Here is a 22,605-nt window from a genome sequence, read left to right on the forward strand (position 1 = left end):
GTTGTCGGGGTGGGGCGCGAGATGGCTGGTCGGCGCTGTGGGGCCGGAGTGGCGGGGTGGGGCGGAGACGGGGCATAGATCGACAATCTGCTATATGGTGCGGGGATGGGCCGGTTCCGGAAGCTCCTCGGCATACCGCTCGTCCTCGCCCTGCTCGCCGGCTGCGGCGGTGATCCCGCGCCCCGGCAGGGCACGAACGGCCTGGAGAAGCCGACCATCAACGTGGCGATGTTGTCGCTGGTCGTGAACGCGCCGTACTACATCGCCGTCCAGGAGAAGCTCTTCGAGGCCGAGGGGCTGACCGTGCGGACGCAGCCGGTGCAGCAGAGCACGCAGGCGTACCCGGCACTGAAGACCGGCGACGTGGACATCGTCTTCGCCAACAACGCGTCGATGCTGCTCGGCCACGACAAGGGCGACCTGCGGATCAACCTGGTCGCCGAGGGCACCCGGCTGACGCCGAGGTTCATGGGCGTGCTGGTGATGCCGGACTCGCCGATCACCGACGTCAAGGGTCTCGAGGGGCACAGCCTGTCGGTGCACGTGCTCAACAACATCCAGGCGATCACCTTCGACGCGATCGCCGCGAGCAGCGGCGTCGACCCGTCGAGGATCGACTACCGGCAGGTGGTGTTCCCGCAGATGGCGGCCACCCTGCAGAAGGGTGACCTGGACGCGATCCACAGCCAGGAACCGTTCCTCACCGACGCCGTGCAGAAGCTGGGGGCGCGGCTGGTCGCCGACGGCGGCGCGGCCCCGGTCACCGAGATGCCGCTGGACGGCTACTTCTCCCTGGAGACGTGGACGAAGGAGAACCCGGGGACGGCCGCCGCGTTCCAGCGGGCGCTGCGCAAGGCGTCCGCGATCGCCGCCGACCGGGCGAAGGTCGAGGCGATCCTGCCCACCTACGCCCGCGGGATCGACCCGGCCGTGGCGAAGGTGATGACGATGCCGCACTTCGCCGACACCAGCGACCCGGCCGGCGTGCAGAAGCTGATCGACCTGATGGTCGAGCAGAAACGGCTGACCAACCGGATCGACGCCGGATCGATCGTGTTCCAGCCTTGACGAGGTCCGGCTTGCTCCTCGGCGCCACCGGGATCGCGCTGGTCGTGGCGGCGAGCGAGGCGCTCGGCCGGGCCGGGATCGTGCACCGCGACTTCCTCCCGCCGGCGTCGGTGATCCTCACCCGGGCCGGGGAGCTGGCGTTCGATCCGCTGTTCCGGGCCGACGTGGCGGCCACGCTGACCGCCTGGGCGCTGGGGCTGCTGATCGCGGTCGGCGTGGCGGTACCGCTCGGGCTGCTGCTCGGCAGTGTGCCGGCGGTCGGGCGGGCGGTCACCACGATCGTCGAGTTCCTGCGGCCGATCCCGTCGGTGGCGCTGATCCCGCTGGTCGCCATGATGCTCGGGGCCGGGCTCGGGATGCGGCTCACGGTGATCGTCTACGCGGCGGTCTGGCCGATCCTGATCAACACGGTGTACGGCCTGCGCGAGGTCGATCCGCTGGCCAAGGAGACGTTGCGGGCCTTCGGGTTCGGTGCGCCGGGCGTGCTGCTGCGGGTGTCGTTGCCGGCCACGCTGCCGTTCGTGGCGACCGGGGTCCGGATGGCGGCGGCGGTGGCCCTGATCCTGGCGGTGACCGCGGAGATGTTCGGCGGGTTCGGCTCCGGGATCGGGATCTTCATCGCTCAGGCGGCGACCTATCCGGGCGGCATCGACGACACGCTGGCCGCGACGGTGTGGGCCGGGCTGATCGGGCTGGCCGTGAACGGTCTGCTGTGGAGCGGCGAACGGCGGATGTTCCGGTGGGCGTACCGATGAGGGGTTTCGCGCAGCGCTGGCTGCTGTTCGCGCTCTGCCTCCTCGCCTGGCAGGTGGCCGCGGGCGCCGCGGCCGATCCGTTCTTCCCGCCGCCGTCGGTGATCGCCCGGCAGATGTACGACCTGGGCCGCGCCGGCGCCACCACCGAGGACGTGCTGCCCAGCCTGCTGCGGCTGGGCGCCGGGTTCGCGCTCGGCTCGCTGCTGGGCGCGGTGCTCGGGGTCGCGATCGGGCGGTCCCGGTGGGCCTACGAGTTCCTGGATCCGGTGTTGCAATTCTTCCGGGCGATCCCGCCGCCGACGCTGGTGCCGGTGTTCGTGGTGCTGTTCTCGATCGGGCCGCGCGCGCAGATCGCGTCGATCGTGTTCAGCGTGCTGTGGCCGGTGCTGCTGAACGCCGCCGACGGCGCCCGCCGGGTGGAGCCGCTGCATCTGGAGACGGCCCGGGCGTTCCGGTTGACCGGGCCGGAGCGGCTGGCGTACGTCATCGTCCCGGCCAGCCTCCCGAAGATCTTCGCCGGGCTGCGGCTGGCGTTGTCGCTGTCGCTGATCCTGATGGTCTTCTCCGAGTTGCAACCGGGCGCGGCCGACGGCATCGGGTTCCGGTTGCAGGAGGCGACCACCCGGTTCGACTACGAGACCGTGTGGGCGGCGATCGCGCTGCTCGGGATGCTGGGCTACGCGCTCAACGCGGGCCTGCGCGCGGTGGAGCGACTCCTCTGGAGGGGACAGCCGTGACGTCGGTACGGGAAGAGTTCCGCGAGGTGTGCCGGGCCGCCGGGATGACCACCTGGTTCGGCAACCCGGGCTCCACCGAGCTGCGGATGCTGCGGGACTGGCCGGGCGACTTCGACTACGTGCTGGCCTTGCAGGAGGCGTCGGCGGTCGGGGCGGCCGCCGGGTACGCGGTCGCCACCGGCCGGGCGGCGCTGGTCAGCCTGCATTCGGCGGGCGGGGTGGGGCATGCGCTCGGTGCGGTGTTCAACGCGTACCGGGATCGGGTGCCGCTGGTCGTGGTGGCCGGCCAGCAGACCCGGGCCATGCTGCCGACCCGGCCGTTCCTGTCCGCCGACGAGCCGGCCGCCTTTCCCCGCCCGTACGTCAAATGGAGTCACCAGCCGGAACGCGCCGCGGCCGTGCCGACCGCCCTGGCCGAGGCGCACCGGGTCGCGATGACGCCGCCGCGCGGCCCGATCTTCCTCTCCGTGCCCGAGGACGACTGGGACGCCGAGGCCGATCCGGTGCCGCCGCGGTCGGCGCGGACCGCGTTCACCGCCGGCCCGGAGGCGCTGCGGGAGGTCGCCGAGGCACTGGAGGCGGCCCGCGCCCCGGCGATCGTGGCCGGTCCGGGCATCGACGAGGACGGCGCGTGGGCCGAGACGGTGGCGCTGGCCGAGACGCTGCGGGCCGCGGTGTGGGCCGCGCCGATGCCGAGCCGGGCCGCGTTCCCGGAGGATCATCCGCTGTTCCAGGGTCACCTGCCGCCGGTCCGGTCGGCGGTCGCGCGGTTGCTCGGCGGCAACGACGTGGTGCTGGTGATCGGTGCGCCGGTGTTCACCTACCACGTACACAGCGACGGGCCGTTCGTGGCCGACGGCACGCGGGTGTTCCATGTGGACTGTGATCCGGCGGCGGTCGCGTGGGCGGCCACCGGGACCAGCGTGCTCAGCACCGTCCGCGCCGGGGTGGCCGAGCTGGCCCGCCTCGTGAGTCCGGCCGCCCGCCCCGGCCCGCCGGCCCGGATCCGGCCGCCCGTGCCGCCGCTCACCGACCCGCTCGGCGCGGCCGCCGTGCTGGCCGTCCTGGACCGGCTGCGGCCGCCGGACGCGGTGCTGGTCGAGGAGGCGCCGTCGCACAAGGACGCGTTTCACGAGCGGATCCCGGTGACCCGGCGGAACGGCTACCTGACCACCGGCAGCGGGGCGCTCGGCTGGGGGCTGCCGGTGGCGGTGGGCCGGGCGATCGCCGGCGAGCGGGTGATCTGCGTGGTCGGCGACGGGTCGAGCCTCTACTCCATTCAGGCGCTGTGGACGGCCGCCCGCCGCCGGGCGCCGCTCACCGTCGTGGTGCTCGACAACCGGCGGTACGAGGCGGTGTCCGCGCTCGGGCGCCGGATCGGCATCCCGGCGGTGCCCGGTGTGGACCTGCCGGAGCTGGATCTGGTGTCGCTGGCCCGGGGCTTCGGGTTCCCGGCCGAGCGGGTCACCCGGGCCGCCGAGCTGCCGGACGCGCTGGCCCGGGCGCTGGACGGCCCGCGCCTACTCGACGTCGTGGTCTCCGCCGGCGCGGGGAGCCTTTATTGACCGGCCCACCTCGGCGCGCAGTTTCACGAACTCGGGCAGCGTGCGGGTGGTGATCTGCTCGCGCGGGGCGGGCAGGGTGACCGGCAGGTCGGCGCGGATCCGGCCGGGCGACCCGCCGAACACCACCACCCGGTCGCCGACGTAGACGCTCTCGTCGATGTCGTGGGTGACCAGCAGGATCGTCATGGCGTACGAGCCGCGCAGGCCGAGCAGCAGGTCCTCCAGGTCCTCCCGGGTCTGCGCGTCCACCGACCCGAACGGCTCGTCCATGAGCAGCAGCCGGGGCCGGTAGGCCAGCGCCCGTGCGATCGACACCCGCTGCTGCATGCCGCCGGACAGCTGCCACGGGTACTTCCCGGCCGATCCGCCGAGCCCGACCGACTCCAGCGCCCCGGTGGCGGCGGCGCGCCGCCGCGGGCGGGCCAGCCCGCGGCGGCGCAGCGGGAGGGCGACGTTGTCGCGGACGGTCAGCCACGGGTAGAGGGAGCGGCCGTAGTCCTGGAAGACGACGGCCAGCCCGTCCGGGACGCCGTCGACCGGCCGGCCGTCGAGGCGGATCTCACCGGCGGACGGGCGCAGCAGACCGGCGACGCAGCGCAGCAGTGTGGACTTCCCGCAACCGGACGGGCCGACGATGCTGACCAGCGAGCCCTCGGTCACGCTCAGGTCGACGCCGGAGATCGCCGGGTGGCCGTCGGGGTAGGTGTGGGAGAGCCCTCGGACATCGAGCATCACCATTCGGTCGATGGTAGTTGCCCGCTTCGCCCCATCACTCGGGATCCGGGTAAACACCGTCTCCACTCCTCCGCGTGGCGGATGGAAGGACACCATTTCGCTGGTCACAGTGGATAATCAGACGACTCCCGAGAGTTACGTCACGCCGTTTCCGGTGGCGGCTCAGCGGTAGCGTCGAGGCTGCTTCCGACCAGGCATACCGAGGTGACTGCATGGCGACGGTGGGAGAGGTCGTTGCCGGGCGCTACCGTCTCGTCCGCCCGCTCGCCGGTGGCGGCATGAGCCGGGTCTGGCTGGCCACCGACGAGTCCGGCGGCGACGCGGGGCCGGAGTTCGTGGTCGTCAAGCACTGCACCGTCCCGGCCGGGCTGCCGCCGGCGCAGCACGAGCTGATCCGCCGTCTGGCCCACCCCGAGGCCGAGGCCGCCGCCCGGGTCGTGCACCCCAACGTCATCCGTACTCTCGCCGTGCTCCCGTCGTGGGACGGGCCGTGGCTGGTGATGGAGTACCTTCCGTCCCGGTCCCTGCACCAGGTGGTCCGCGAGTCCGGCCCGCTGCCGCCGGCCCGGGTCGCGGCCATCGGCCTCGCCGTGCTGGGCGGGTTGCGGGCCGCCCGCGAGGCCGGGGTGCTGCACCTCGACGTCAAACCCGGCAACGTCCTGATCGGGCTGGACGGCCGGGTCGTGCTCACCGACTTCGGCCCCGCGGTCACCCCGGCCGGGGTCCGGCGGCTCTCCGACGCCGGGGTCATCCTCGGCTCCCCGAAGTACATCGCCCCGGAACGCGTCTTCGACCACGTCTCCGACGAGCGGTCCGACCTGTGGTCGCTCGGCGCGACGCTCTACCAGGCGGTGGAGGGCCGGCCGCCGTTCCAGCGGGAGACCACCACCGAGATCCTGCGGGCGGTCGGCGGGGACCGGCCACCGCCGCCACGCCGGGCCGGCCCGCTCACGCCGGTGCTGGCCGGGCTGCTGCGCCGGGAACCGGACCGCCGGATGCCGGCGGCCGAGGTGGAGGCCCGCCTCCGGAAGATCGTCGAGGCCGGGCGGGCGCGGCCACGCTCGCGGTTCCGCCGCCGGGTTCCGGCGATCGCCGCGGCGGTCACCCTGGCCGCCACCCTCACGGCCGTCGCGGTCGAGGCTCAGGGCGGAGAGCGCTCGGGTACGCCGTCCGCGGTCCCCAGCGGCATCCCCGCCGTCACCACGTCGACGCCGCCGGCCCCGGACGGTTTCACCTGGTGGATCGACCCGAGCGGGTTCCGGGTGGCGGTCCCGGCGAACTGGCGGGCCGGTGAACTCGCGGCCGGTGGGCTGTCCTTCACCGGCGGCAGACGGGGCCGGACCGTTCTGGGCATCACCCCGCTCCCCGGCCCGCCCGGCGACGTGGTGGCCTCGCTGGAGGACGCCGAACGTGACGCCGGCCTGGACGGTTACCGCCGCCTGCGCCTCCAGGAACTGCCCGAGCCGCTCAGCGCCGTCTGGGAGTACACGTTCCGCGACCCGGACGGCACCGCCATGCGGGCGCTGCGCCGGGTGACCAGCAGCGGTGGCCGGTCCTATGTGATCGAGTGGCGGACACCCCGCTCGTCGTGGGCGTCCGAGCTGGCCCGCTTCACCGTGGTCCTGGCCTCCTTCAACCCCCGCCCCGGCACCTGACCGTGGGGACCACCTCGGCGATCTTGTGGAGGAGCTCGTTCGCGGTGAAGGGCTTCTCGATGAAGGCGATGTCGCCGTCGAGCACGTGGGTGGTGCCGAGCAGGCCGTTGCTGTAGCCGGACATGTAGAGGACCGGCAGGTCCGGGTGCGTCCCGTGGATGATCTCGGCGAGCCGGCGGCCGGACATCTCCGGCATGATCACGTCGGTCAGCAGGATGTCGCAGTCGTGCTGGCCGAAGAGGGCGAGGGCCTGCCGGCCGTCGGTGGCGGTGAGCACGTGGTAGCCGGCGCCGGCCAGGATCCGGGTGACCACCCGGGCCAGGGCGGGCTCGTCCTCGACCACCAGGACGGTCTGGCCGGAACCGGGTGGTGGATCGTCCTGGCGCGGCGCCGCGGTGGTGGCCGCGCCGGGGACCGTGACCATCGGCAGGTAGATGCGGAAGGTCGTGCCGACGCCGGGTTCGGAGTAGACATTGAGGCTGCCGCCGGCCTCCGAGACGATGCCGTAGACGGTGGACAGGCCGAGTCCGGTGCCCTTGCCGCGCGGTTTGGTGGTGTAGAACGGCTCGAAGATGTGCGCCGCCACGTCCGCGGTCATGCCCTCGCCGGTGTCGCTGACCAGCAGGCGGGCGTAGGTTCCGGCGGGCAGCGACGGCTGCATGTCGAGCTCGTCGCCGTCGATGGCGGCGACGTTGGCCTCCAGCACCAGGGTTCCGCCGTCCGGCATCGCGTCCCGGGCGTTGATGGCCAGGTTGAGCAGCACCTGCTGGATCTGGCCGGGGTCGGCGTGCACCACGACCGGCTCGGCGGACGGCACGGTGATCAGGTTGATGTGCTCGCCGATGGTCCGCGCGAGCATGGCCTGCACCTCGGCGAGGGCGGCGTTGAGGTCGACGTCCCGCGGCTGGATGGTGTCGCCGCGGGTGAAGGTGAGCAGCTGGCGGGTCAGGTTGATGGCCCGGTCGGCGGCGGTGCGCACGTGCTTGAGGTCGGTCTCCAGCGCCTCGTTGCCGGCCGCCTCCTCGGCCGCGAAGTCGGTGTAGTTCACGATGATCGCCAGGATGTTGTTGAAGTCGTGCGCCACCCCGCCGGCCAGTTTGCCCAGGCTCTCCATGCGCTGCGCCTGGTGGGTGCGCTCCTCGACGGCCCGGCGGCGCTCGGCGGCCTCCTTGGCGGCGGTGACGTCCCGGGCCACCACCGAGATGCCGGTGGGCCGGCCGGTGCGGTCCCGGATCGCCGCCACGCTCAGTGCCGTCTCGATCGGTCTGCCGTCCTTGGCGAAGCGCCGCGCCTCGTAGACGACGCCCCGCTCCCCCTGGACGATCCGGCGCAAACCCTCCCGCTGCTCGGCCGCGCCCTTCTCGTCGGCGAGGATGGCCGCCGACCGCCCGACAATCTCCGCGGCGGAGTAGCCGAAGAGCCGTTCGGCGCCACCGTTCCACGCTGTGATGATCCCCTCCATGGTCAGCCCGATGATCGCCTCGTCGGTGTGCGCGACGACCGTCTCCAGGGTGGCCCGGTGCGTGTCCGCCTCGTCGAGCAGCCGCTGCTGGTGCGGGCCGGTGTAGATCGCGCCACGCAGCGGCGCGTGCCCGCGGCGGACCGTCCAGTAGTACACCCCGACCGCCGCGGTGACCACGTTCCACCAGGCCAGCGCCCAGACCCACCCGATCGCCACCGAGTGTCCAGCCCGTTCCAGGCCGGCGAACGCCAGGTACGCGTGCAGCCCGTGCCCGATCGCCGAGGTGAGGAAGATGAGCGCGGTGGCGACGGCAAGCCGGTTGGCGCGCAGTTGACCCGCCCGGGCCAGGGGCACCGCGATGGCCACCGCGATCGCCGCATAGGTGATCATGGTGCCCAGGTTTCCCAGCAGGAAGAGCTGTTCCGGCACGGTCGTCCTATCGGACACTGAACCGTCATGCTGAGGGACCGGCGGCTGCTGTGGGGGGATAGTGCGGGTAGGGATCACCGGGGTGGGCGCGCATCTGCCGGAGCGTGAGGTCGGCACAGCCGAGCTCCAGGACGGCATCGGGCGGTTACCCCGCGGCCTGCTCGCCCGGCTCACCGGCATCGAACGGCGGCGCATCGCGGACGACGGCGAGTACGCCTCCACCCTCGGGCTGCACGCCGCCCGCGCCGCCCTGGAGTCCGCCGAGCTGGACCCGCTCGACATCGACCTGCTGCTGTTCGCCTCGGCCAGCCGGGACATGGTGGAGCCGGCCACCGCGCACATCCTCCAGGACGCCCTGGGCAGCCGGGCGCACGCCCTGGACGTCACGAACGCCTGCAACAGCTTCGTCAACGGCATCGACCTGGCCCGGTCGATGATCCTGGCCGGGCGGGCGCGGCGGGCGCTCGTGGTGACCGGAGAGACGCCGAGCCGGGTGATGCGGCCGCGGGTGGCGGACATGGCGGAGGCGCGACGGTCGTTCGCCGGGTTCACGTTCGGTGACGCCGGAGCGGCCGTGGTGGTCGAGCCGGTGGATCGTGGCGGCATCCTGGACATCGACACCGAGACGTTCTCCGAGCACTGGACGGTCGGCGGTATCCCGGGCGGCGGGTCACGGCATCCGCGCGGGGACGAGTACTCGTACTTCACCGGCGACGGGCACCGGCTGCGCGGGGTGTTCGAGAAGATCGGGGCCAGCATCCTGGACCGGGTGCGGGCGCGGACCGGGTTCGAGTTCACCGACTACGCGAAGATCCTGGTGCATCAGGTGACGCTGCCCTACCTCGAGCGGTTCGTCGAGGTGACCGGGGTGCCCCGGGACCGGCTGGAGATCACCGTCACCTCGTTGGGGAACATGGCCAGCGCCACGCTCGGTGTCCAACTAGAGAGGACATTTCCGGATTTGTCGCCGGGGGATCGGGTGCTGTTCATGGGCCTCGGCGGCGGCGTCAGCATCATGACCATGGTCTGGGAACGATCATGACCCGCCTCTGGGTCGTGGTGCCCGCCTACAACGAGACGGCCCGGATCAGCGCCACCCTGTACGCCCTCGCCGCCCAGACCGACACCGACTTCACCCTGCTCGTGGTGGACAACGGCTCCACCGACACGACGGCCGACGCGGTCCGGGCGTTCGTGCCGTGCGCCCCGTTCCCGGTGCACGTGATCGTCGAGCCGGAGAAGGGGGTCGGCTGCGCGGTCGACACCGGGTTCCGGCACGCCATCGAGGGCGGGGCGGTCCTGATCGCGCGCACCGACGCGGACTGCCTGCCCCGGCCCGGCTGGGTGGCGGCGGCCCGGGCCACGCTGGACGGTGGCGCCGCGATGGCGTGCGGCCGGATCACCGCCCGGCGGGACGAGCACGGTCCGGCCGGGCGGGCGGTGTTCGCGCTGCTCGTGACGCTGGCGGCGGCCTTCGGGCGGATCCGGCCGGCGCACCGGGGGGACGGGAGCCTGGCGCCGTACCGGATGCACGCCGGGAACAACATGGCGCTCACGGCGGAGCTCTACGAGGCCTGCGGGGGGATGCCGCGGCGGCCGTCGCCGACCGACCGGCTCTTCCTCAACCGGGTCCGCCGGACCACCTCATCGATCGTGCACAGCCGGTCGATGGTGGTGGAGAACTCGACCCGGCGGCTGCGCGCGTACGGGGTGCTGCGGACCGCCCGCTGGTACCTCGACCGGGGCAGCGGCCCGCTCTCCCCCGACCCCCGATGAGAACCCGGCGCACGATGAGGAGTCCTCGTGCTCGATGAGCTGAGCGCGGGCCTGCGGGCCGGCGACGACCGGCCCGCGCTCGCCGGCCGGGTGACCCGTGGCGATCTGGCCGTGCTGCGGGACCGGTACGCGACCGCCCTGCACGCACGGGGTCTCACCGTGGGCGACACGCTCGGGATCGCGATCCGTCCCGGGCCACGGGCGCTGGCCGTGGTGCTGGCGGCGTACCGTCTCGGGGTCCGGGTGGCCCTGCTGGATCCGACGGCGGGGCCGGATGTGCTCCGGTCACGGTTGGCGCTCGCCCCGCCCGCGCTGATCGTCGCGGATGCGGCGGCGCAGGCGGTGGCGGGCTGGGCGGCCCCGTTGGCGCGCCGCGTCCACCTCGCCCTGCCGAACTTCTCGGACATCTCCGAAACGGTCACGGTCGGCCCACGGCTGCCCGGCAACGCTCCGTCCCTGTCGTGGAGAACCGGCCCCGTTCCCCGGGCCTACGACGGCGACGGCGACGCGGTCGTCATCTTCACCTCGGGCACGACCAGCAGCCCCCGGGCCGTGGTGCACACCCGCTCCGGCCTCGACACCGGGCTGCGCGCCGTACACGATCTGGTCCGGCCCCGCCCCGGGATCCCGGTGCTCGGCGGCACCTTCTTCGTCATGGTCCCGTCGCTGGCCGCCGGAGCGCCGGTCGCCGCGCCGGCCCGCCGTCCACGCGCCCTCGCGAAGCAGGTCACCGGCCTGAAACCGCAGGCCACCTACCTGACGCCACCGCAGATCCGGGCCGCGCTCGACGCCGGCGTGCCGTTCACCGGCCACGTCTACAGCGGCTCCGCCCCGGTCTCGGCGAACCTGCTCGCCCGGGTCCGCGCGGCCGGCGCCGACGAGGCGTGGGGTGTCTACGCGCTCACCGAGGTCTTCCCGGCGGCCGCCGTCCCGTCCGGGGAGAAGGCCGCCCACGACGGCGACGGCGACCTGGTCGGCGACCTGCTGCCCGGGGTGCGGGCCCGCCTCGACGACACCGGGCAACTGCTGCTCGCCGGGGCCGGTGTCTGCGACCGCTACCTCGGCGCGGAGCCGCACGAATGGGTCGCCACCGGCGATGTGGCGTCGCTGCGGGGCCGCCGCGTCGTCCTGGCCGGGCGCTGCAAGGACATGATCCTGCGCCGGGCCGAGAACATCTATCCCGGCCTCTACGAGCCGGCCCTGCACGTGCCCGGTGTCGCCCTCGCGGTCCTGGTCGGCGTGCCCGCCGGTGACGGCGACGAACACGTGGTCGCGGTGGTCGAGACGGCGCCGGGCGCCAGCCGCCCCGCGGTCGAGGCCGCGTTGCGCGAGCCGCTGCGCCGGATGGGCGCGGCCCGTCCGGACCGCGTGGTCTTCGCGCCGGTTCCGCTCGCCGGGCGCTCCCGCAAACCCGACCGGGGCGCGGCCGCGTCGCTCGCCGCCGGCATTCCGCAGCAGAGAAGACCTCCGGGGGTACGGGGATGAGCACCCGGTTCCCGCCCGGGCTCGCCGTGATCGTGCCCGCCTTCGACGAGGCCGCGACGATCGGCGCCGTGCTGGAGGCGCTCGCCGCCCAGACCGACCGGGACTTCCGGCTGATCGTGGTCGACAACGCCTCCACCGACGGCACCGCCGGAGTGGTCCGCCGGTTCGCGGTGGGCGCGCCGTTCCCGGTGGAGGTGGTCACCGAACCGGCACCCGGGGCCGGGACCGCGGCCGACACCGGGTTCCGGCACGCCATCGCCACCGGCGCGACACTGCTGCTGCGTACCGACGCCGACTGCCGCCCGGCCCCGGACTGGGTGGCGACCGCCCGCGCCCACCTGTCCACTGGCGCCGAACTCGTCTGCGGGCGCAGCGTCCCCCGCCGCGACGAGAACCCCACCTGGGCGGAACGCCACGTGTTCCCGGCGGCGGTCCGGCTGGCCGCCCTCTACGGCCGCTACCGCAAGGCGCACCGGGATCCGGCCTACCGCACCCCGTACGTCCTGATCCACGGACACAACCTGGCCGTGACCGCCGACCTCTACCAGCGCTGCGGCGGCACCGCCCGGGAACGCCTGGAGGACGGGTCCGAGGACGTCACCATGCTCAACCGCGCCCGCCGCGAGACCGGCCGCATCGTCCGGGCCGAGAACGTGGTCGTCGAGGCCAGCCTGCGCCGCCTGCGCGCCTGGGGCGCCCGCCGCACCCTCCTCTGGTACTGGGACCGCCGCTGGCGTCCGCCCACCTCGACGGAGGTGCACGTCCGATGACCGGCGCCGGCCACCCGCAGCGGCGGGCACGGCGCCGGGACCGGACGGTCTACCTGCGCGCCCACCCGGTGCTGTTCACGCTGCTCGCGGTCACCCGGCGCCGGGCGGCGCTCCGGCTCGGCCGGACGGTGATCGCACACTCCCCCACCGCCTACCTGGACGGCCTCACCCGCGTCCCGCTCGACCGGACCGCGGAGGGCACCACCGGCGGGGCGGCCGGCCGGCTGACCGGCGGTGGCCTGCTGTTCGACCAGGAGGGCGACGACCACCGGGGCTCCCGCCGCTCCCTCGCCGAGTCACTCGGCGCGGACGGGGTGGCCCGGCTGCGCCCGATCTGGCTCGCGGTCCTCGAACGCCGCCTCGCCCCGCTCGCCGACGGCCGGACGATCGACCTGGTGGACGTGGCCGCCGAACTCTCCGGAACCACGGCGGCCGCCCTGCTCGGCGTCGACGTGGACGGCCGCGAACTCGCCACGGCGGCCCGCACCGCCGCCGCGGCCGCCGCCCGCGAACACCTGCCCGGCCTCACCCTCCCGCACCACCGCCGGGCCGCCCACCGCGCCGCGGCCCGCCTGAACGCGCTGCTCACCCCGTCTCCCGCCAGCCGTCCGCCGTCGTCACCCGGCCCGGCCACCCGCCCTTCCACCGACGATCCAAGCGCGAGCCGCCCCACCGGCCTCCTGCCCACCGACGATGGGAGCGCGAGCCGCCCACCCGGCCTCCTCCCCACCGACGATCCGAACGCGAGCCGCCCCACCGGCGTCCTTCCCGCCGACGATGCGAGCGCGAGCGGCCCAGCCGAGGGCCCTCCCGCCGACGGGCTGGCGGCGATGCTGGCGGTGGCCGCGATCAACACGACCGTCGCCGCGGTGCCGCGTGCGGTGGCCTGGTGCGCCGACGCCGACCTCTGGGAGTACGCCGCATCGGCCCCCGAGGCCCTGACCGCCGAACTGCTGCGGGTGACCGCGGCCACCCCGCTGCTGCCCCGGGTCGCGGCAGGCGGCGGTGTCGTCGGCGGCTGCCCGGTCGATGCCGGTGACCGGCTGATCCTGGTGGCGCGGCACGCGGCCGGCGCACACCACCGCGACCCCGACCCCACCGACCCGGCCCCGGCCCGGATCGCCCAGCTCGTCTTCGGCGCCGGTCCGCACGCCTGCCCCGGCGCGCGCCTGGCCCGGCTCCAGCTGACCGACACCCTCACGGCGCTGGCCCGCTACCGCCCCGAGGTACGGGCCGCCCGCGCCGACCGCCGCAGCGCCCTGCCCGGCTGGTCCCGCCTGATCGTGGCGGCCCGATGACGGCACGGATCGCGGTCACCGGGGCGAGCGGGTTCTGCGGGGGTGTGGTGGCTCGCGCGGCCGCCGCGGCGGGAGCCGATGTGGTCTGTCTCGGGCGACGACCCGGCCCGGTGGGGGAATTCCGGTATTGGGACGCTTCCCGCCGTACCCCGCCCGATCTGACCGGAACCGACGTCGTGCTGCATCTCGCCGCGGCTGTGGGTGACCCGCCGCCCGGCCGCGTCGCCGAGGCCGCCTTCCGGGCGGTGAACGTGGACGGCGCGGCCCGTCTCCTCGCGGCCGCCGGGACGCGGACCGTGGTGTGGGTGAGCAGCGCGAGCGTCTACGCACCGGCCGGGCCGGAACCGATCCGCGAGGACCATCCGCTGGCCGGGATGACCGCCTACGGCCGGACCAAGGCGGCCGGTGAACGCCTGGCCCTGGCGGCGGGCGCGGTGGTCCTGCGGCCCCGGGCCGTCTACGGTCACGGCGACCAGCACCTGCTGCCCCGGCTGCGGCGGGCGGTGCGCGGCGGGCGGGCGCTGCTTCCCGGCCCGGACGTCCCGCTCAGCCTGACCGCGGTGGAGAACCTGGCCGACGCCTGCCTGGCCGCCGTCGACTGGCTCCCCGGGGCCTACAACATCGCGGACGCCGAGCCCTATCGGCGTGACCGGGTCGTCGAGGCGGTCTGCGGTGCCCGCGTCCGCCATCTGCCGATCCCCGTGGCGACCGCCGCGGCGACCATGGCGACCGCCCTGGCCCGCGTCACCCGGCGGCCGCCGGTGCTCACCCGCTACGCCGTGGAGCAGCTCACCAACGCGGTGATCCTGGACATCGGCCGGGCCCGTGCCCAGGGGTGGAACCCGCGCCGCTGTCTGGCGGATTACCTCCGCGAGGTGCGCTGACCCGCTGACGCTCACCCCGCGTCCCCTCGGTTGCGGCGCCTCGGTCGCGACGACCACCGGCGCCTCAGTCGCGGCAGCCACCGGCGCCTCAGTCGCGGCGACCACCGGCGCCTCAGTCGCGGCAGGCACGGGCGCCTCAGTCGCGGCGGCCACAGGCGCCTCGGTCGCGGCGGGCACGGGCGCCTCAGTCGCGGCAGCCACCGGCGCCTCAGTCGCGGCAGCCACCGGCGCCTCAGTTGCGGCGGCCACGGCGGCCGAAGAGCAGGGCCAGGAGTCCACCGAGGACGAGGGCCGCGCCGCCGAAGCCGTACGCCGTCACGTCGGTGCCGGTGAGGGCGAGCTGACCGTCACGCGGACCCCCGGACGGCGAGACCGAAGCCGAAGGCGAGGCGGCGGGCGACGGTGATGCCGGAATCCGGCCGACCGGCTTCACCGCCGCGGGCGTCGGAGAGGTGCGGCCGCGCGGGCGCTCGCCGTGGGGCTTGTCGTCACGCACCGCGACCGGCGCGCAGGCCGCCGCGGACAGATTGCCGAGCGCCACGTCCAGCACGTGCACCTGACCGAGGGTCACCTCGACCCGGACGGTGGCCGCCTCGGCGCGTACCTGTCGCCCATTGACCTGCTGCTTCAGATCGCCGAGGGAGACCCGGACCTGGAGTGCCGCCGGGCTGCGCTCCTCGATCCCGCCGAGCAGGTCGAGCGAGATCCCCTTGCCGGCGTCCTTGAGCACGTGCGCCGCTTCGCCGGCCGCGGTCACCGAGAGCACCGCCGGCCGGTAGGTGACCTTGGAGTGGACCCGGTCGACGGCCGCGATCACCTCGAGCCGGGGCTGGTTGATCACCTTGATCGAGATCTCCTGCGGGGTGCCGGCGAAGAGGCTCAGGTCGCTGAGCGCGGCGCCGGCCGCGGAGCGTACGCCGATCCGGCCCCGCGCCACCGGTACGAGATCCGTGGCGGTCTGGGTGGATCCGCTCGGCCCGACCCGCAGCAGCCCGGTCCGGCGCCGGTCGGCGTGGATGGCCGGGACCGGCCCGGTGCCGTCCAGCAGGGAGAGCCCGCCGAGCATGACGGCCGACCTGGTCAGCGGCCCGGTCCGGCCGCACCGGTACCCCGGCTCCCAGGTCGCCTGGGCGGTGGCCTTGCCGGCTTTCACGGTGGCCAGCCCGGCCGCCTGGAACTGGGCCAGCTCGGCGGTGACCGGACCGTTCGACCTCGACGGGGCCATGTGCTGCGCCCCGGTGCCGCCGCCCGGGATGCCCAGCAGCTTGGCGTCGGCGTGCCGGGCTCCGGCGACCGCCTTGAACGGCCGGCCGGCGCTGTTCACGGTGCCGTCGGCCACGGCGAGCCGGACGTCGGCGAGGGCGGGCAGGCCGCGCACCAGCGGGCCCGGGTCGAGCACCGTGATCTTGGCGAGGCCGGCCTCGGCCCGGGCGGTGAAGTCACCGTAATGGCAGCCCTCGGGGGTGGGGGTCGCCGGAGTCGCGGCCGCCGGGGTGACGGGAAGGGCGAGCGCGGCCGCCACTCCGGCCGCGGCCGCGGTGAGGTGGGCGGGACGGGACGAGGAACGGGCGATCGGCATGAGATCCCTTCCGACTGGGGGAGTTGTCGGATCTCTCATCGCCTGTAACGGTTTGCGGGCTACGGGGCTTTCGAGCAGAAAGCACCATCCGCACGTAGCACCTTGTCCGAAATTTCCGGATACATGGTTGTTAACCCGTGTATCTCAACGATCGGTACGGTCCTCCGGATAGGTCGCTCCTCCGGTGGATTCCTCGGTGAACGGGCGCGCACCACCCTCGGGCGGCCCGGCGGCGGACTGCCCACCGGCCGCCAGCTCGGGAAACTTGTGATCGAACGCGGGCCGCTCGGACCGGATCCGCGGCATCCGGTCGAAGTTGCGCAGCGGCGGCGGGCTCGACGTCGCCCACTCGAGCGAGTTCCCGTGCCCCCACGGATCGTCGGCGGTCACCACCCGGCCCGCCCGGTACGACCGCCACACGTTGTAGAGGAACGGCAGCGTGGCGGCCCCCAGCACGAACGAGCCCACCGTCGAGATCATGTTCAGCGTGGTGAAGCCGTCGCCTGGCAGGTAGTCCGAATACCGCCGGGGCATGCCCTCGTTGCCGACCCAGTGCTGCACCAGGAAGGTCAGGTGGAAGCCGACGAAGGTGAGCCAGAAGTGCACCTTCCCCAGCTTCTCGTCGAGCATCCGGCCGAACATCTTCGGGAACCAGAAATAGATGCCGGAGAAGACCGCGAACACGATCGTCCCGAACAGCACGTAGTGGAAGTGCGCCACCACGAAATAGCTGTCGGTCACGTGGAAGTCGACCGGCGGCGACGCCAGCAGCACCCCGGTCAGGCCGCCGAGCAGGAACGTCACCATGAACCCCACGGCGAACAGCATCGGCGCCTCGAAGGTGAGCTGCCCGCGCCACATCGTCCCGATCCAGACGAAGAACTTCATGCCGGTCGGGATCGCGATCAGATAGCTGAGCAGGCTGAAGAACGGCAGCAGCACCTGACCGGTGGCGAACATGTGGTGCGCCCACACGCTCATCGACAGCATGGTGATCAGGATCGTGGCGGCGACCAGCGTCTTGTACCCGAACACCGGCTTGCGGCTGAAGACCGGCACCACCTCGGTGATGATCCCGAAGAACGGCAGCGCGATGATGTAGACCTCGGGATGGCCGAAGAACCAGAACAGGTGCTGCCAGAGCAACGGCCCGCCGGTCTCCACGTTGAAGACCTGCGCGCCCAGCACCCGATCGGCGGCGAGCGCGAAGAGGGCCGCCGCCAGGAACGGGAAGACCAACACCACCAGTACGCTCGTGAGCAGGATGTTCCACGTCATGATCGGCATTCGGAACATGGTCATCCCCGGCGCCCGCAGGCACAGGACCGTGGTGATCATGTTGACCGCGCCGAGGATCGTCCCGACACCGGAGATCGCCAGCCCGACCACCCACATGTTCCCGCCCACGCCCGGCGAGTGCGCCGCCGTGCTCAGCGGGGTGTAGGCGGTCCACCCGAAGTCCGCGGCCCCGCCCGGCACCAGGAACCCGGCGAACGCGATCATCCCGCCGAAGAAGTACAGCCAGTACGCGAACGAGTTGAGCCGTGGGAACGCCACATCCGGCGCCCCGATCTGGATCGGCACCACGAAGTTGGCGAACGCGAACACGATCGGCGTCGCGAAGAACAGCAGCATGATCGTGCCGTGCATGGTGAACAGCTGGTTGTACTGCTCCGGCGACAGGATCTGCATGCCCGGCCGGCCCAGTTCGGCACGCATCAGCAACGCCATCAGCCCGCCCAGCACGAACCACACCAGGGCGGTCGCCATGTACATGATGCCGATCTGCTTGGCATCGGTGGTGCGGATCGTCCGCGCCAGCCAGGAGCCCCTGACCTCACGTCGCACCGGCCACGGCCGCGCCTGCACGGTACGAGGGGAAACTGCGGTCATATGGATGCCCTCCCTGGACCGTTCGTACTCCCCGGCGACCTGGTTGCCAACCCGCGCCACATCCATCAGTACGGATCAACCCCTGGGCCGTGCACCATCCGCACAACCCGGCGGTCGCCATCGCCCATGCGGCGTACCCATCGATCCCTATTCCACACCCTTCCACCGCCCCCAGAAGCCGTTTCCCCGCCACGAGGCACCCCTCCCGCAAAGCCGGTCACCCCAACGCACCACCCGCCCTTCACCACCTGCCCGGCCCTCACCCGCACCCGCCCGCCAATCCCGCCGGCCGTGAGCGCTGTTCCGACGCCCTCCGAACCGCCCTCACAGCCGGCCGGAAAGATCCGGCTGGCAGTGGACCCCGTCGCGGCGCCATCCAGCCGGCCGTGAGCGCTCTTTCAGCGGCCTTCGGACAGTCCTCGCGGCCGGCCGGCGTGTTGAGGGTGGATGTCACTCTGGCGGCAAGGATGTGGATGCACGGTTTCGGGGGCCGTCATGCAAATCATCGAGATCAGCGACTTCGCGGTGCGGTCCGCGGTGGTCCGGCTGCGCCGGAACGGTACGCCGATGTGTTTCGTCGTCTACCCGATGATCCACATGGCGGAGCCCGCGTTCTTCACGGCCGTGTCCCGCCGACTGCGTACCGCGGACGTGATCGTCACCGAGGGCGTCGGCGGCGACAGCGGCTTCTCGCTGCTGGGCCGGGCGCTGACGCTCAGTTACTCGGTGCTCCGGTTCAACCGGCGGGCCGGCCTGGTGCAGCAGAGGATCGACTACGAATCGTCGAACGCCGACATCGTGAACCCGGACGCGACGGCGACCGAATTCGGTACCGCCTGGCGACGGGCTCCACTCCACCAGCGGATGCTCATCTGGCTACTGCTGCCGGCGGTCATGGCGGTGCGGTTGTTCGGCGGCACCCGAACCATCTGGTCACGGGCCCTGGAAGTGAACGACCTGCCCACCACGTCCGAGGAGCAGTGGGCCGAACGGTACCCACGCCTGCAGGACGCCTTTCTCGGCGACCGCGACGCGATGCTGCTGGAGGCGCTCTACCGGCTGCACGAGGAACGCCACACCGAACAGATCGAGGTGGCCGTCGTCTACGGTGCCGGTCACGTCCCAGCCATCGTCCACGGCCTGATCAAATACGGTTACCGCCCCCGCTCGGCGGACTGGCTCACCGTGAAGTCCCTCTCCTGACACACCCGGCTCGTGAACACCCAACCACCGCGTCCAGAGCACGCGGCACAGACGCCCATCCATCACGTCCACAGCACACGGCACAGACGCCCAAGATCCACGCGCCGGACCACAGCCGAAGGTGCCCCAGCCCCAACTCCCCCAGACCTTGGACGATCGACCACCGCACCCGGCGGCAAAACGCCCAAGATCCCCAAACCAAGCGGCAGACGGAAGGCACCTCACTCCGACACCCCACGGATCTTGGACGATCGACCACCGCAGTCGGTGGCAAAACGTCCAAGATCCGCCGACCAGACACAGCCGGGAACCGCCCCCAGCCCCACATCCCCCAGACCTTGGACGATCGACCACCACACTCGGCGGCAAAACGCCCAAGATCCCCGAACCAAGCGGCAGACGGAAGGCACCTCACTCCGACACCCCACGGATCTTGGACGACCGACCACCGCGCTCGGTGGGAAAACGTCCAAGATCCGCGAACCGGGGGTCAAAGGGGCGGCGATGAGCCACACCTACGCTTCCCCGTGCCGTGAACGATCAGTTGCTCGCCGAATCGCGAAACCTCCACGGGCTGCGGCTCAAGGGGTGGTCGGCGGCAGGGTCCAGTCGGGTGGGTCGGCGGGATGCAGATGCGGATCGTCGACGGCGAAGGTGCGGACGGGGCCCGGGGGCGTGTGCGGGCCTTCGAAACGGATGGTGACCCGGCCCAGGCCGCTCCCCCACACCCAGCCAGCCCCGTGATCGTCGTGCCGGACATCCTGACCAGGCCGCCAGACGGGTGCCGGGGCCACCACGTCGCCCTGGGTGCCGTGGTCGTCGGCGGCCGGGCCGACATCGGTAGGAGCATCGGCCACGCTGGAGAAGTGGGCGGGTGGCGACCCGGCGGAAGCGGGATTCGTCAAGGCCGCCGGAGCGCTGGGGGCGGATGCCATCGAATCAGCGAGGCCCACGGCGAAGGGATCAGGGGGCTCGCCGGGACGGGTTGCGGGCGGGACGGCAACCGACTCACCGGACCGATCAGCGGGTGATACAGGTTGATCAACAGATTCGGCGACGGCTTCGGCGATAGACCCGAAATCACGTTGCGCAACGGCCCCGGCGGCAGCCCCTTGGACCGGAGAACCGGCAGCAGACCCATCGCCGGACCGACCGGTGAACCCGGCTGCAAGAGGAACAGGGGAACCAGCAGCAGACTCCTCGCCGAGCCGGCCGGTGAACCCGGCTGCGAGGGGACCAGAGGAATCGGCATCAGCCTGAGCAGCGAAGCCGGCAGCGGGCTCAGCACCGGAACCAACAGCAGGTTGAGCAGCCGAGCTGGCTGAGAGCTGAGCCGCGGAACCGGCGGAAGGATGAACAGCGGTACCGAGCGGGAGATCCGCAACGGCACCGGCAGCCGAGCCCGCAGACGAATCAGCAACGAACCCAGCAGCAGAACCGGACAGGAGATCCGGAGATGAACCGGCAGCCGAGCGCGCAGACGAATCGGCAACGGATTCAGGGGCGGAACCGACGGCGGGATAAGCAGCGGAGCCGGGTGGGCTGTGGGCCACCGATACGGCGGGTGGCGGTGCCGTTGGGGCAGCTGGTGCTGGTGCCGGCGCCCGCGCCCGCGCCGGCGCGGGCGCGGGCGCGGGTGCTTGTGCTGGCGCGGGCGCGGGCGCGGGTGCCTGTAATGGCGCGGGTGCCTGTGCTGGCGCGGGTGCCGGTGCCGGCGCGGGCGCTGGAGGGGATGCCGGTGCGGGCGCGGGCGCCGGCGCAGGAGGGGATGCCGGTGCGGGCGCGGGCGCGGGCGCCGGAGGGGATGCCGGTGCCGGCGCTGGTGCGGGCGCGGGTGCTGGTGCGGGCGGGTGAACGGGTGGGGTGGGTGGTAGGGCGGCCGCGGAGAAGAGGTCGTCCTGGGCGAAGTCGGCCAGGGTGGAGACGCCTACGCCCAGGAGGCGGACGCCGCCGGAGGTGTTGACCTCGGCGAGGAGGCGGCGGGCCAGCTGGGCCAGTAGGCGGCCGTCGTCGGTGGGCTGATCTCGGGTGAAGGCGCGGGTCACCGTGGTGAAATCCGGGGAGCGGACCTTGATGTTGACGGTCCGGCCGGTCAGGCCGCTGCTGCGGAGGCGGCCGGCGACGCGGGCGGAGAGCAGGTCCAGTTCGCGGTTGAGCTGGGCCGGATCGGTGAGGTCGACGTCGAAGGTTTCCTCGGCGGAGATCGACTTGGCCTCGCGCTCGCTGATCACCGGGCGGCTGTCGTCGCCCCGGGCCAGGCGGTAGAGGCCCGTCCCGTGGGCGGTGCCGAACCAGTCGACCAGGTCGTCCAGCGCGACGGTGGCCAGGTCGCCGATCGTGCGGACGCCGGAGCGGTGCAGGCGCTGCTCGGTGGCCGGGCCGACGCCGCCGAGGCGGTTGACCGGCAGTGGGTGCAGGAAGGCCAGCTCCTCGCCGGGGGCGACGACGGTCAGCCCGTCCGGCTTGTGCAGGTCGGAGCCGATCTTGGCGAGGAGCTTGCTGGAGGCGGCGCCGATCGAACCGGTGACGCCGCCGGTGGCCTCGGCGATCTCCGCTTTCAGGCGGAGGGCGAGCGCGGTCACCCCGGACGGGCTGAGATCGTGATCGGCGGCGGCGAGGTCGACATAAGCCTCGTCGATGGAGACCTGCTCGACCAGCGGGGACACGGTCTGGAGCAGCCTCATGACGACCGTGCTGGTCTTCTTGTAGGCCGTGAATCGTGGCGACAGATACGCGGTGCCGGGTGGGCAGAGCCGCCGGGCCTGGGCCATCGGCATGGCCGAGCGGGCGCCGAAAACCCGGGCCTCATACGACGCGGTTGCCACCACGCCACGCCCGGCCACGCCGCCGACGATCACCGGCCGCCCGCGCAGCGACACCTTGTCGCGCTGCTCGACCGCGGCGAACATCGCGTCGAGGTCGACGTGCAGGATGCTCGGCTCCGCCCTCACGATCGCAGACTATGCGCCGGGTACGACATTCCCGCCGAGTCCCGGCGAAAGAGAGCCCGTCCCGGAAAGCGCCCGGCGCGGAGAGAACTCAACCGCGATGAAGGAACCCGGCCTTGAGGAGCCCCCGGCCCGGGGCCGTCCGCATCAGGTGGTCGTGCACTGTGGTGGATCTTGCCCGGCTGACCATGGGCACTGTCTCGGAGGCGCTCGAAACTGCACCCATGACCGGCCGGAACCGGCGGCGGGGACGCCAAGGACAGCGGTGAGGGGCAACGGCGGTGAGGGGTGACGGCGGTCGGGAGCGACGACGGTGAGGGGCAACGGTGTGAGGGGCAACGGCGGTGAGGGGCAACGGCGGTG

At 72.9% G+C, this 22,605-nt stretch carries 17 protein-coding genes; 12 read left to right on the forward strand and 5 right to left on the reverse strand.

Translation table 11 applies throughout. The features are described from left to right. Window positions 1-105: 105 nt before the first annotated feature. From J5X75_RS05680 to mdlC, 4 genes are read left to right on the forward strand one after another with little or no spacing between them, the layout of a single operon-like run. Window positions 106-1,068: an ABC transporter substrate-binding protein gene (locus tag J5X75_RS05680; RefSeq protein WP_208466231.1), complete on the forward strand. Its 963-nt coding sequence runs from the start codon at window positions 106-108 to the stop codon at window positions 1,066-1,068. Further along, the gene (locus J5X75_RS05685) at window positions 1,065-1,823 is read left to right on the forward strand and encodes an ABC transporter permease (RefSeq protein WP_208466232.1); all 759 of its coding nucleotides are present in this window, start codon (window positions 1,065-1,067) and stop codon (window positions 1,821-1,823) included. Before J5X75_RS05680 ends, J5X75_RS05685 begins: the two co-directional genes overlap by 4 nt. Then, window positions 1,820-2,560 (forward strand): ABC transporter permease, encoded by a 741-nt coding sequence (locus tag J5X75_RS05690; RefSeq protein ID WP_208466233.1) that lies wholly within the window; start codon window positions 1,820-1,822, stop codon window positions 2,558-2,560. The genes J5X75_RS05685 and J5X75_RS05690 overlap by 4 nt, the downstream gene beginning before the upstream one ends. Further along, the gene (gene mdlC / locus J5X75_RS05695; RefSeq protein ID WP_208466234.1) at window positions 2,557-4,125 is read left to right on the forward strand and encodes a benzoylformate decarboxylase; all 1,569 of its coding nucleotides are present in this window, start codon (window positions 2,557-2,559) and stop codon (window positions 4,123-4,125) included. Before J5X75_RS05690 ends, mdlC begins: the two co-directional genes overlap by 4 nt. On the opposite strand, the gene J5X75_RS05700 is transcribed toward mdlC, so the two are convergent. Further along, on the reverse strand, window positions 4,081-4,863 hold the full coding sequence (locus J5X75_RS05700) for an ABC transporter ATP-binding protein (protein ID WP_238487397.1): 783 nt from the start codon (window positions 4,861-4,863) through the stop codon (window positions 4,081-4,083). The genes mdlC and J5X75_RS05700 overlap by 45 nt on opposite strands. A gap of 209 nt (window positions 4,864-5,072) precedes the next feature. Between J5X75_RS05700 and J5X75_RS05705 the strand changes: the two genes are divergently transcribed. Then, on the forward strand, window positions 5,073-6,515 hold the full coding sequence (locus tag J5X75_RS05705; RefSeq protein ID WP_208466235.1) for a serine/threonine-protein kinase: 1,443 nt from the start codon (window positions 5,073-5,075) through the stop codon (window positions 6,513-6,515). Here the strand turns inward: J5X75_RS05705 and J5X75_RS05710 are convergent. Beyond that, on the reverse strand, window positions 6,493-8,424 hold the full coding sequence (locus J5X75_RS05710; RefSeq protein WP_307797937.1) for a PAS domain S-box protein: 1,932 nt from the start codon (window positions 8,422-8,424) through the stop codon (window positions 6,493-6,495). The genes J5X75_RS05705 and J5X75_RS05710 overlap by 23 nt on opposite strands. A gap of 43 nt (window positions 8,425-8,467) precedes the next feature. Here J5X75_RS05710 and J5X75_RS05715 point away from each other — a divergent pair, with 43 nt between their 5' ends. The 6 genes from J5X75_RS05715 to J5X75_RS05740 are packed head-to-tail and all read left to right on the forward strand — an operon-like array spanning window position 8,468 to window position 14,619. Further along, window positions 8,468-9,448, forward strand: a complete 981-nt coding sequence (locus tag J5X75_RS05715; RefSeq protein ID WP_208466236.1) for a 3-oxoacyl-ACP synthase III family protein — start codon at window positions 8,468-8,470, stop codon at window positions 9,446-9,448. Continuing rightward, window positions 9,445-10,182, forward strand: coding sequence for a glycosyltransferase family 2 protein (locus J5X75_RS05720; RefSeq protein ID WP_208466237.1), 738 nt, complete (start codon window positions 9,445-9,447; stop codon window positions 10,180-10,182). Before J5X75_RS05715 ends, J5X75_RS05720 begins: the two co-directional genes overlap by 4 nt. A 27-nt stretch (window positions 10,183-10,209) precedes the next feature. After that, complete coding sequence (locus J5X75_RS05725; protein ID WP_208466238.1) at window positions 10,210-11,667, forward strand: AMP-binding protein; 1,458 nt, start codon at window positions 10,210-10,212, stop codon at window positions 11,665-11,667. Continuing rightward, complete coding sequence (locus tag J5X75_RS05730) at window positions 11,664-12,437, forward strand: glycosyltransferase family 2 protein (protein WP_208466239.1); 774 nt, start codon at window positions 11,664-11,666, stop codon at window positions 12,435-12,437. The genes J5X75_RS05725 and J5X75_RS05730 overlap by 4 nt, the downstream gene beginning before the upstream one ends. Further along, window positions 12,434-13,735 carry a cytochrome P450 family protein gene (locus tag J5X75_RS05735; RefSeq protein WP_208466240.1) on the forward strand — a complete coding sequence of 434 codons (1,302 nt, stop codon included), beginning with the start codon at window positions 12,434-12,436 and terminating at the stop codon, window positions 13,733-13,735. The genes J5X75_RS05730 and J5X75_RS05735 overlap by 4 nt, the downstream gene beginning before the upstream one ends. Continuing rightward, entirely contained in the window at window positions 13,732-14,619 is an 888-nt protein-coding gene (locus J5X75_RS05740; RefSeq protein WP_208466241.1) for an NAD-dependent epimerase/dehydratase family protein, read from the forward strand. The genes J5X75_RS05735 and J5X75_RS05740 overlap by 4 nt, the downstream gene beginning before the upstream one ends. Window positions 14,620-14,851: 232 nt before the next feature. Here the strand turns inward: J5X75_RS05740 and J5X75_RS05745 are convergent, their stop codons facing one another. Then, complete coding sequence (locus J5X75_RS05745) at window positions 14,852-16,198, reverse strand: hypothetical protein (protein ID WP_208466242.1); 1,347 nt, start codon at window positions 16,196-16,198, stop codon at window positions 14,852-14,854. A 144-nt stretch (window positions 16,199-16,342) separates the two neighbouring features. Beyond that, window positions 16,343-18,091, reverse strand: a complete 1,749-nt coding sequence (gene ctaD / locus J5X75_RS05750) for an aa3-type cytochrome oxidase subunit I (protein ID WP_208466243.1) — start codon at window positions 18,089-18,091, stop codon at window positions 16,343-16,345. Between the two features lie 495 nt (window positions 18,092-18,586). On the opposite strand from ctaD, the gene J5X75_RS05755 reads away from it, so the two are divergent. Further along, window positions 18,587-19,294: a TraB/GumN family protein gene (locus J5X75_RS05755; protein ID WP_208466244.1), complete on the forward strand. Its 708-nt coding sequence runs from the start codon at window positions 18,587-18,589 to the stop codon at window positions 19,292-19,294. Window positions 19,295-19,875: 581 nt separating this feature from the next. Here the strand turns inward: J5X75_RS05755 and J5X75_RS43975 are convergent. Beyond that, entirely contained in the window at window positions 19,876-22,245 is a 2,370-nt protein-coding gene (locus tag J5X75_RS43975; protein ID WP_307797938.1) for a DNA polymerase IV, read from the reverse strand. Window positions 22,246-22,605 lie beyond the last annotated feature (360 nt).

The sequence above is a fragment of the Actinoplanes flavus genome (genome assembly GCF_017592555.1).
GTDB classification, from domain to species: Bacteria; Actinomycetota; Actinomycetes; order Mycobacteriales; family Micromonosporaceae; genus Actinoplanes; species Actinoplanes flavus.

Excerpts from the sequence above, each read along its gene's own strand:
- J5X75_RS05680 (WP_208466231.1), top strand. The coding sequence starts at position 106 with ATGGGCCGGTTCCGGAAGCTCCTCGGCATACCGCTCGTCCTCGCCCTG.
- J5X75_RS05690 (WP_208466233.1), top strand. The coding sequence starts at position 1,820 with ATGAGGGGTTTCGCGCAGCGCTGGCTGCTGTTCGCGCTCTGCCTCCTC.
- J5X75_RS05700 (WP_238487397.1), bottom strand. The coding sequence starts at position 4,863 with ATGGTGATGCTCGATGTCCGAGGGCTCTCCCACACCTACCCCGACGGC.
- J5X75_RS05705 (WP_208466235.1), top strand. The coding sequence starts at position 5,073 with ATGGCGACGGTGGGAGAGGTCGTTGCCGGGCGCTACCGTCTCGTCCGC.
- J5X75_RS05720 (WP_208466237.1), top strand. The coding sequence starts at position 9,445 with ATGACCCGCCTCTGGGTCGTGGTGCCCGCCTACAACGAGACGGCCCGG.
- J5X75_RS05730 (WP_208466239.1), top strand. The coding sequence starts at position 11,664 with ATGAGCACCCGGTTCCCGCCCGGGCTCGCCGTGATCGTGCCCGCCTTC.
- J5X75_RS05735 (WP_208466240.1), top strand. The coding sequence starts at position 12,434 with ATGACCGGCGCCGGCCACCCGCAGCGGCGGGCACGGCGCCGGGACCGG.
- J5X75_RS05740 (WP_208466241.1), top strand. The coding sequence starts at position 13,732 with ATGACGGCACGGATCGCGGTCACCGGGGCGAGCGGGTTCTGCGGGGGT.
- J5X75_RS05745 (WP_208466242.1), bottom strand. The coding sequence starts at position 16,198 with ATGCCGATCGCCCGTTCCTCGTCCCGTCCCGCCCACCTCACCGCGGCC.
- ctaD (WP_208466243.1), bottom strand. The coding sequence starts at position 18,091 with ATGACCGCAGTTTCCCCTCGTACCGTGCAGGCGCGGCCGTGGCCGGTG.
- J5X75_RS05755 (WP_208466244.1), top strand. The coding sequence starts at position 18,587 with ATGCAAATCATCGAGATCAGCGACTTCGCGGTGCGGTCCGCGGTGGTC.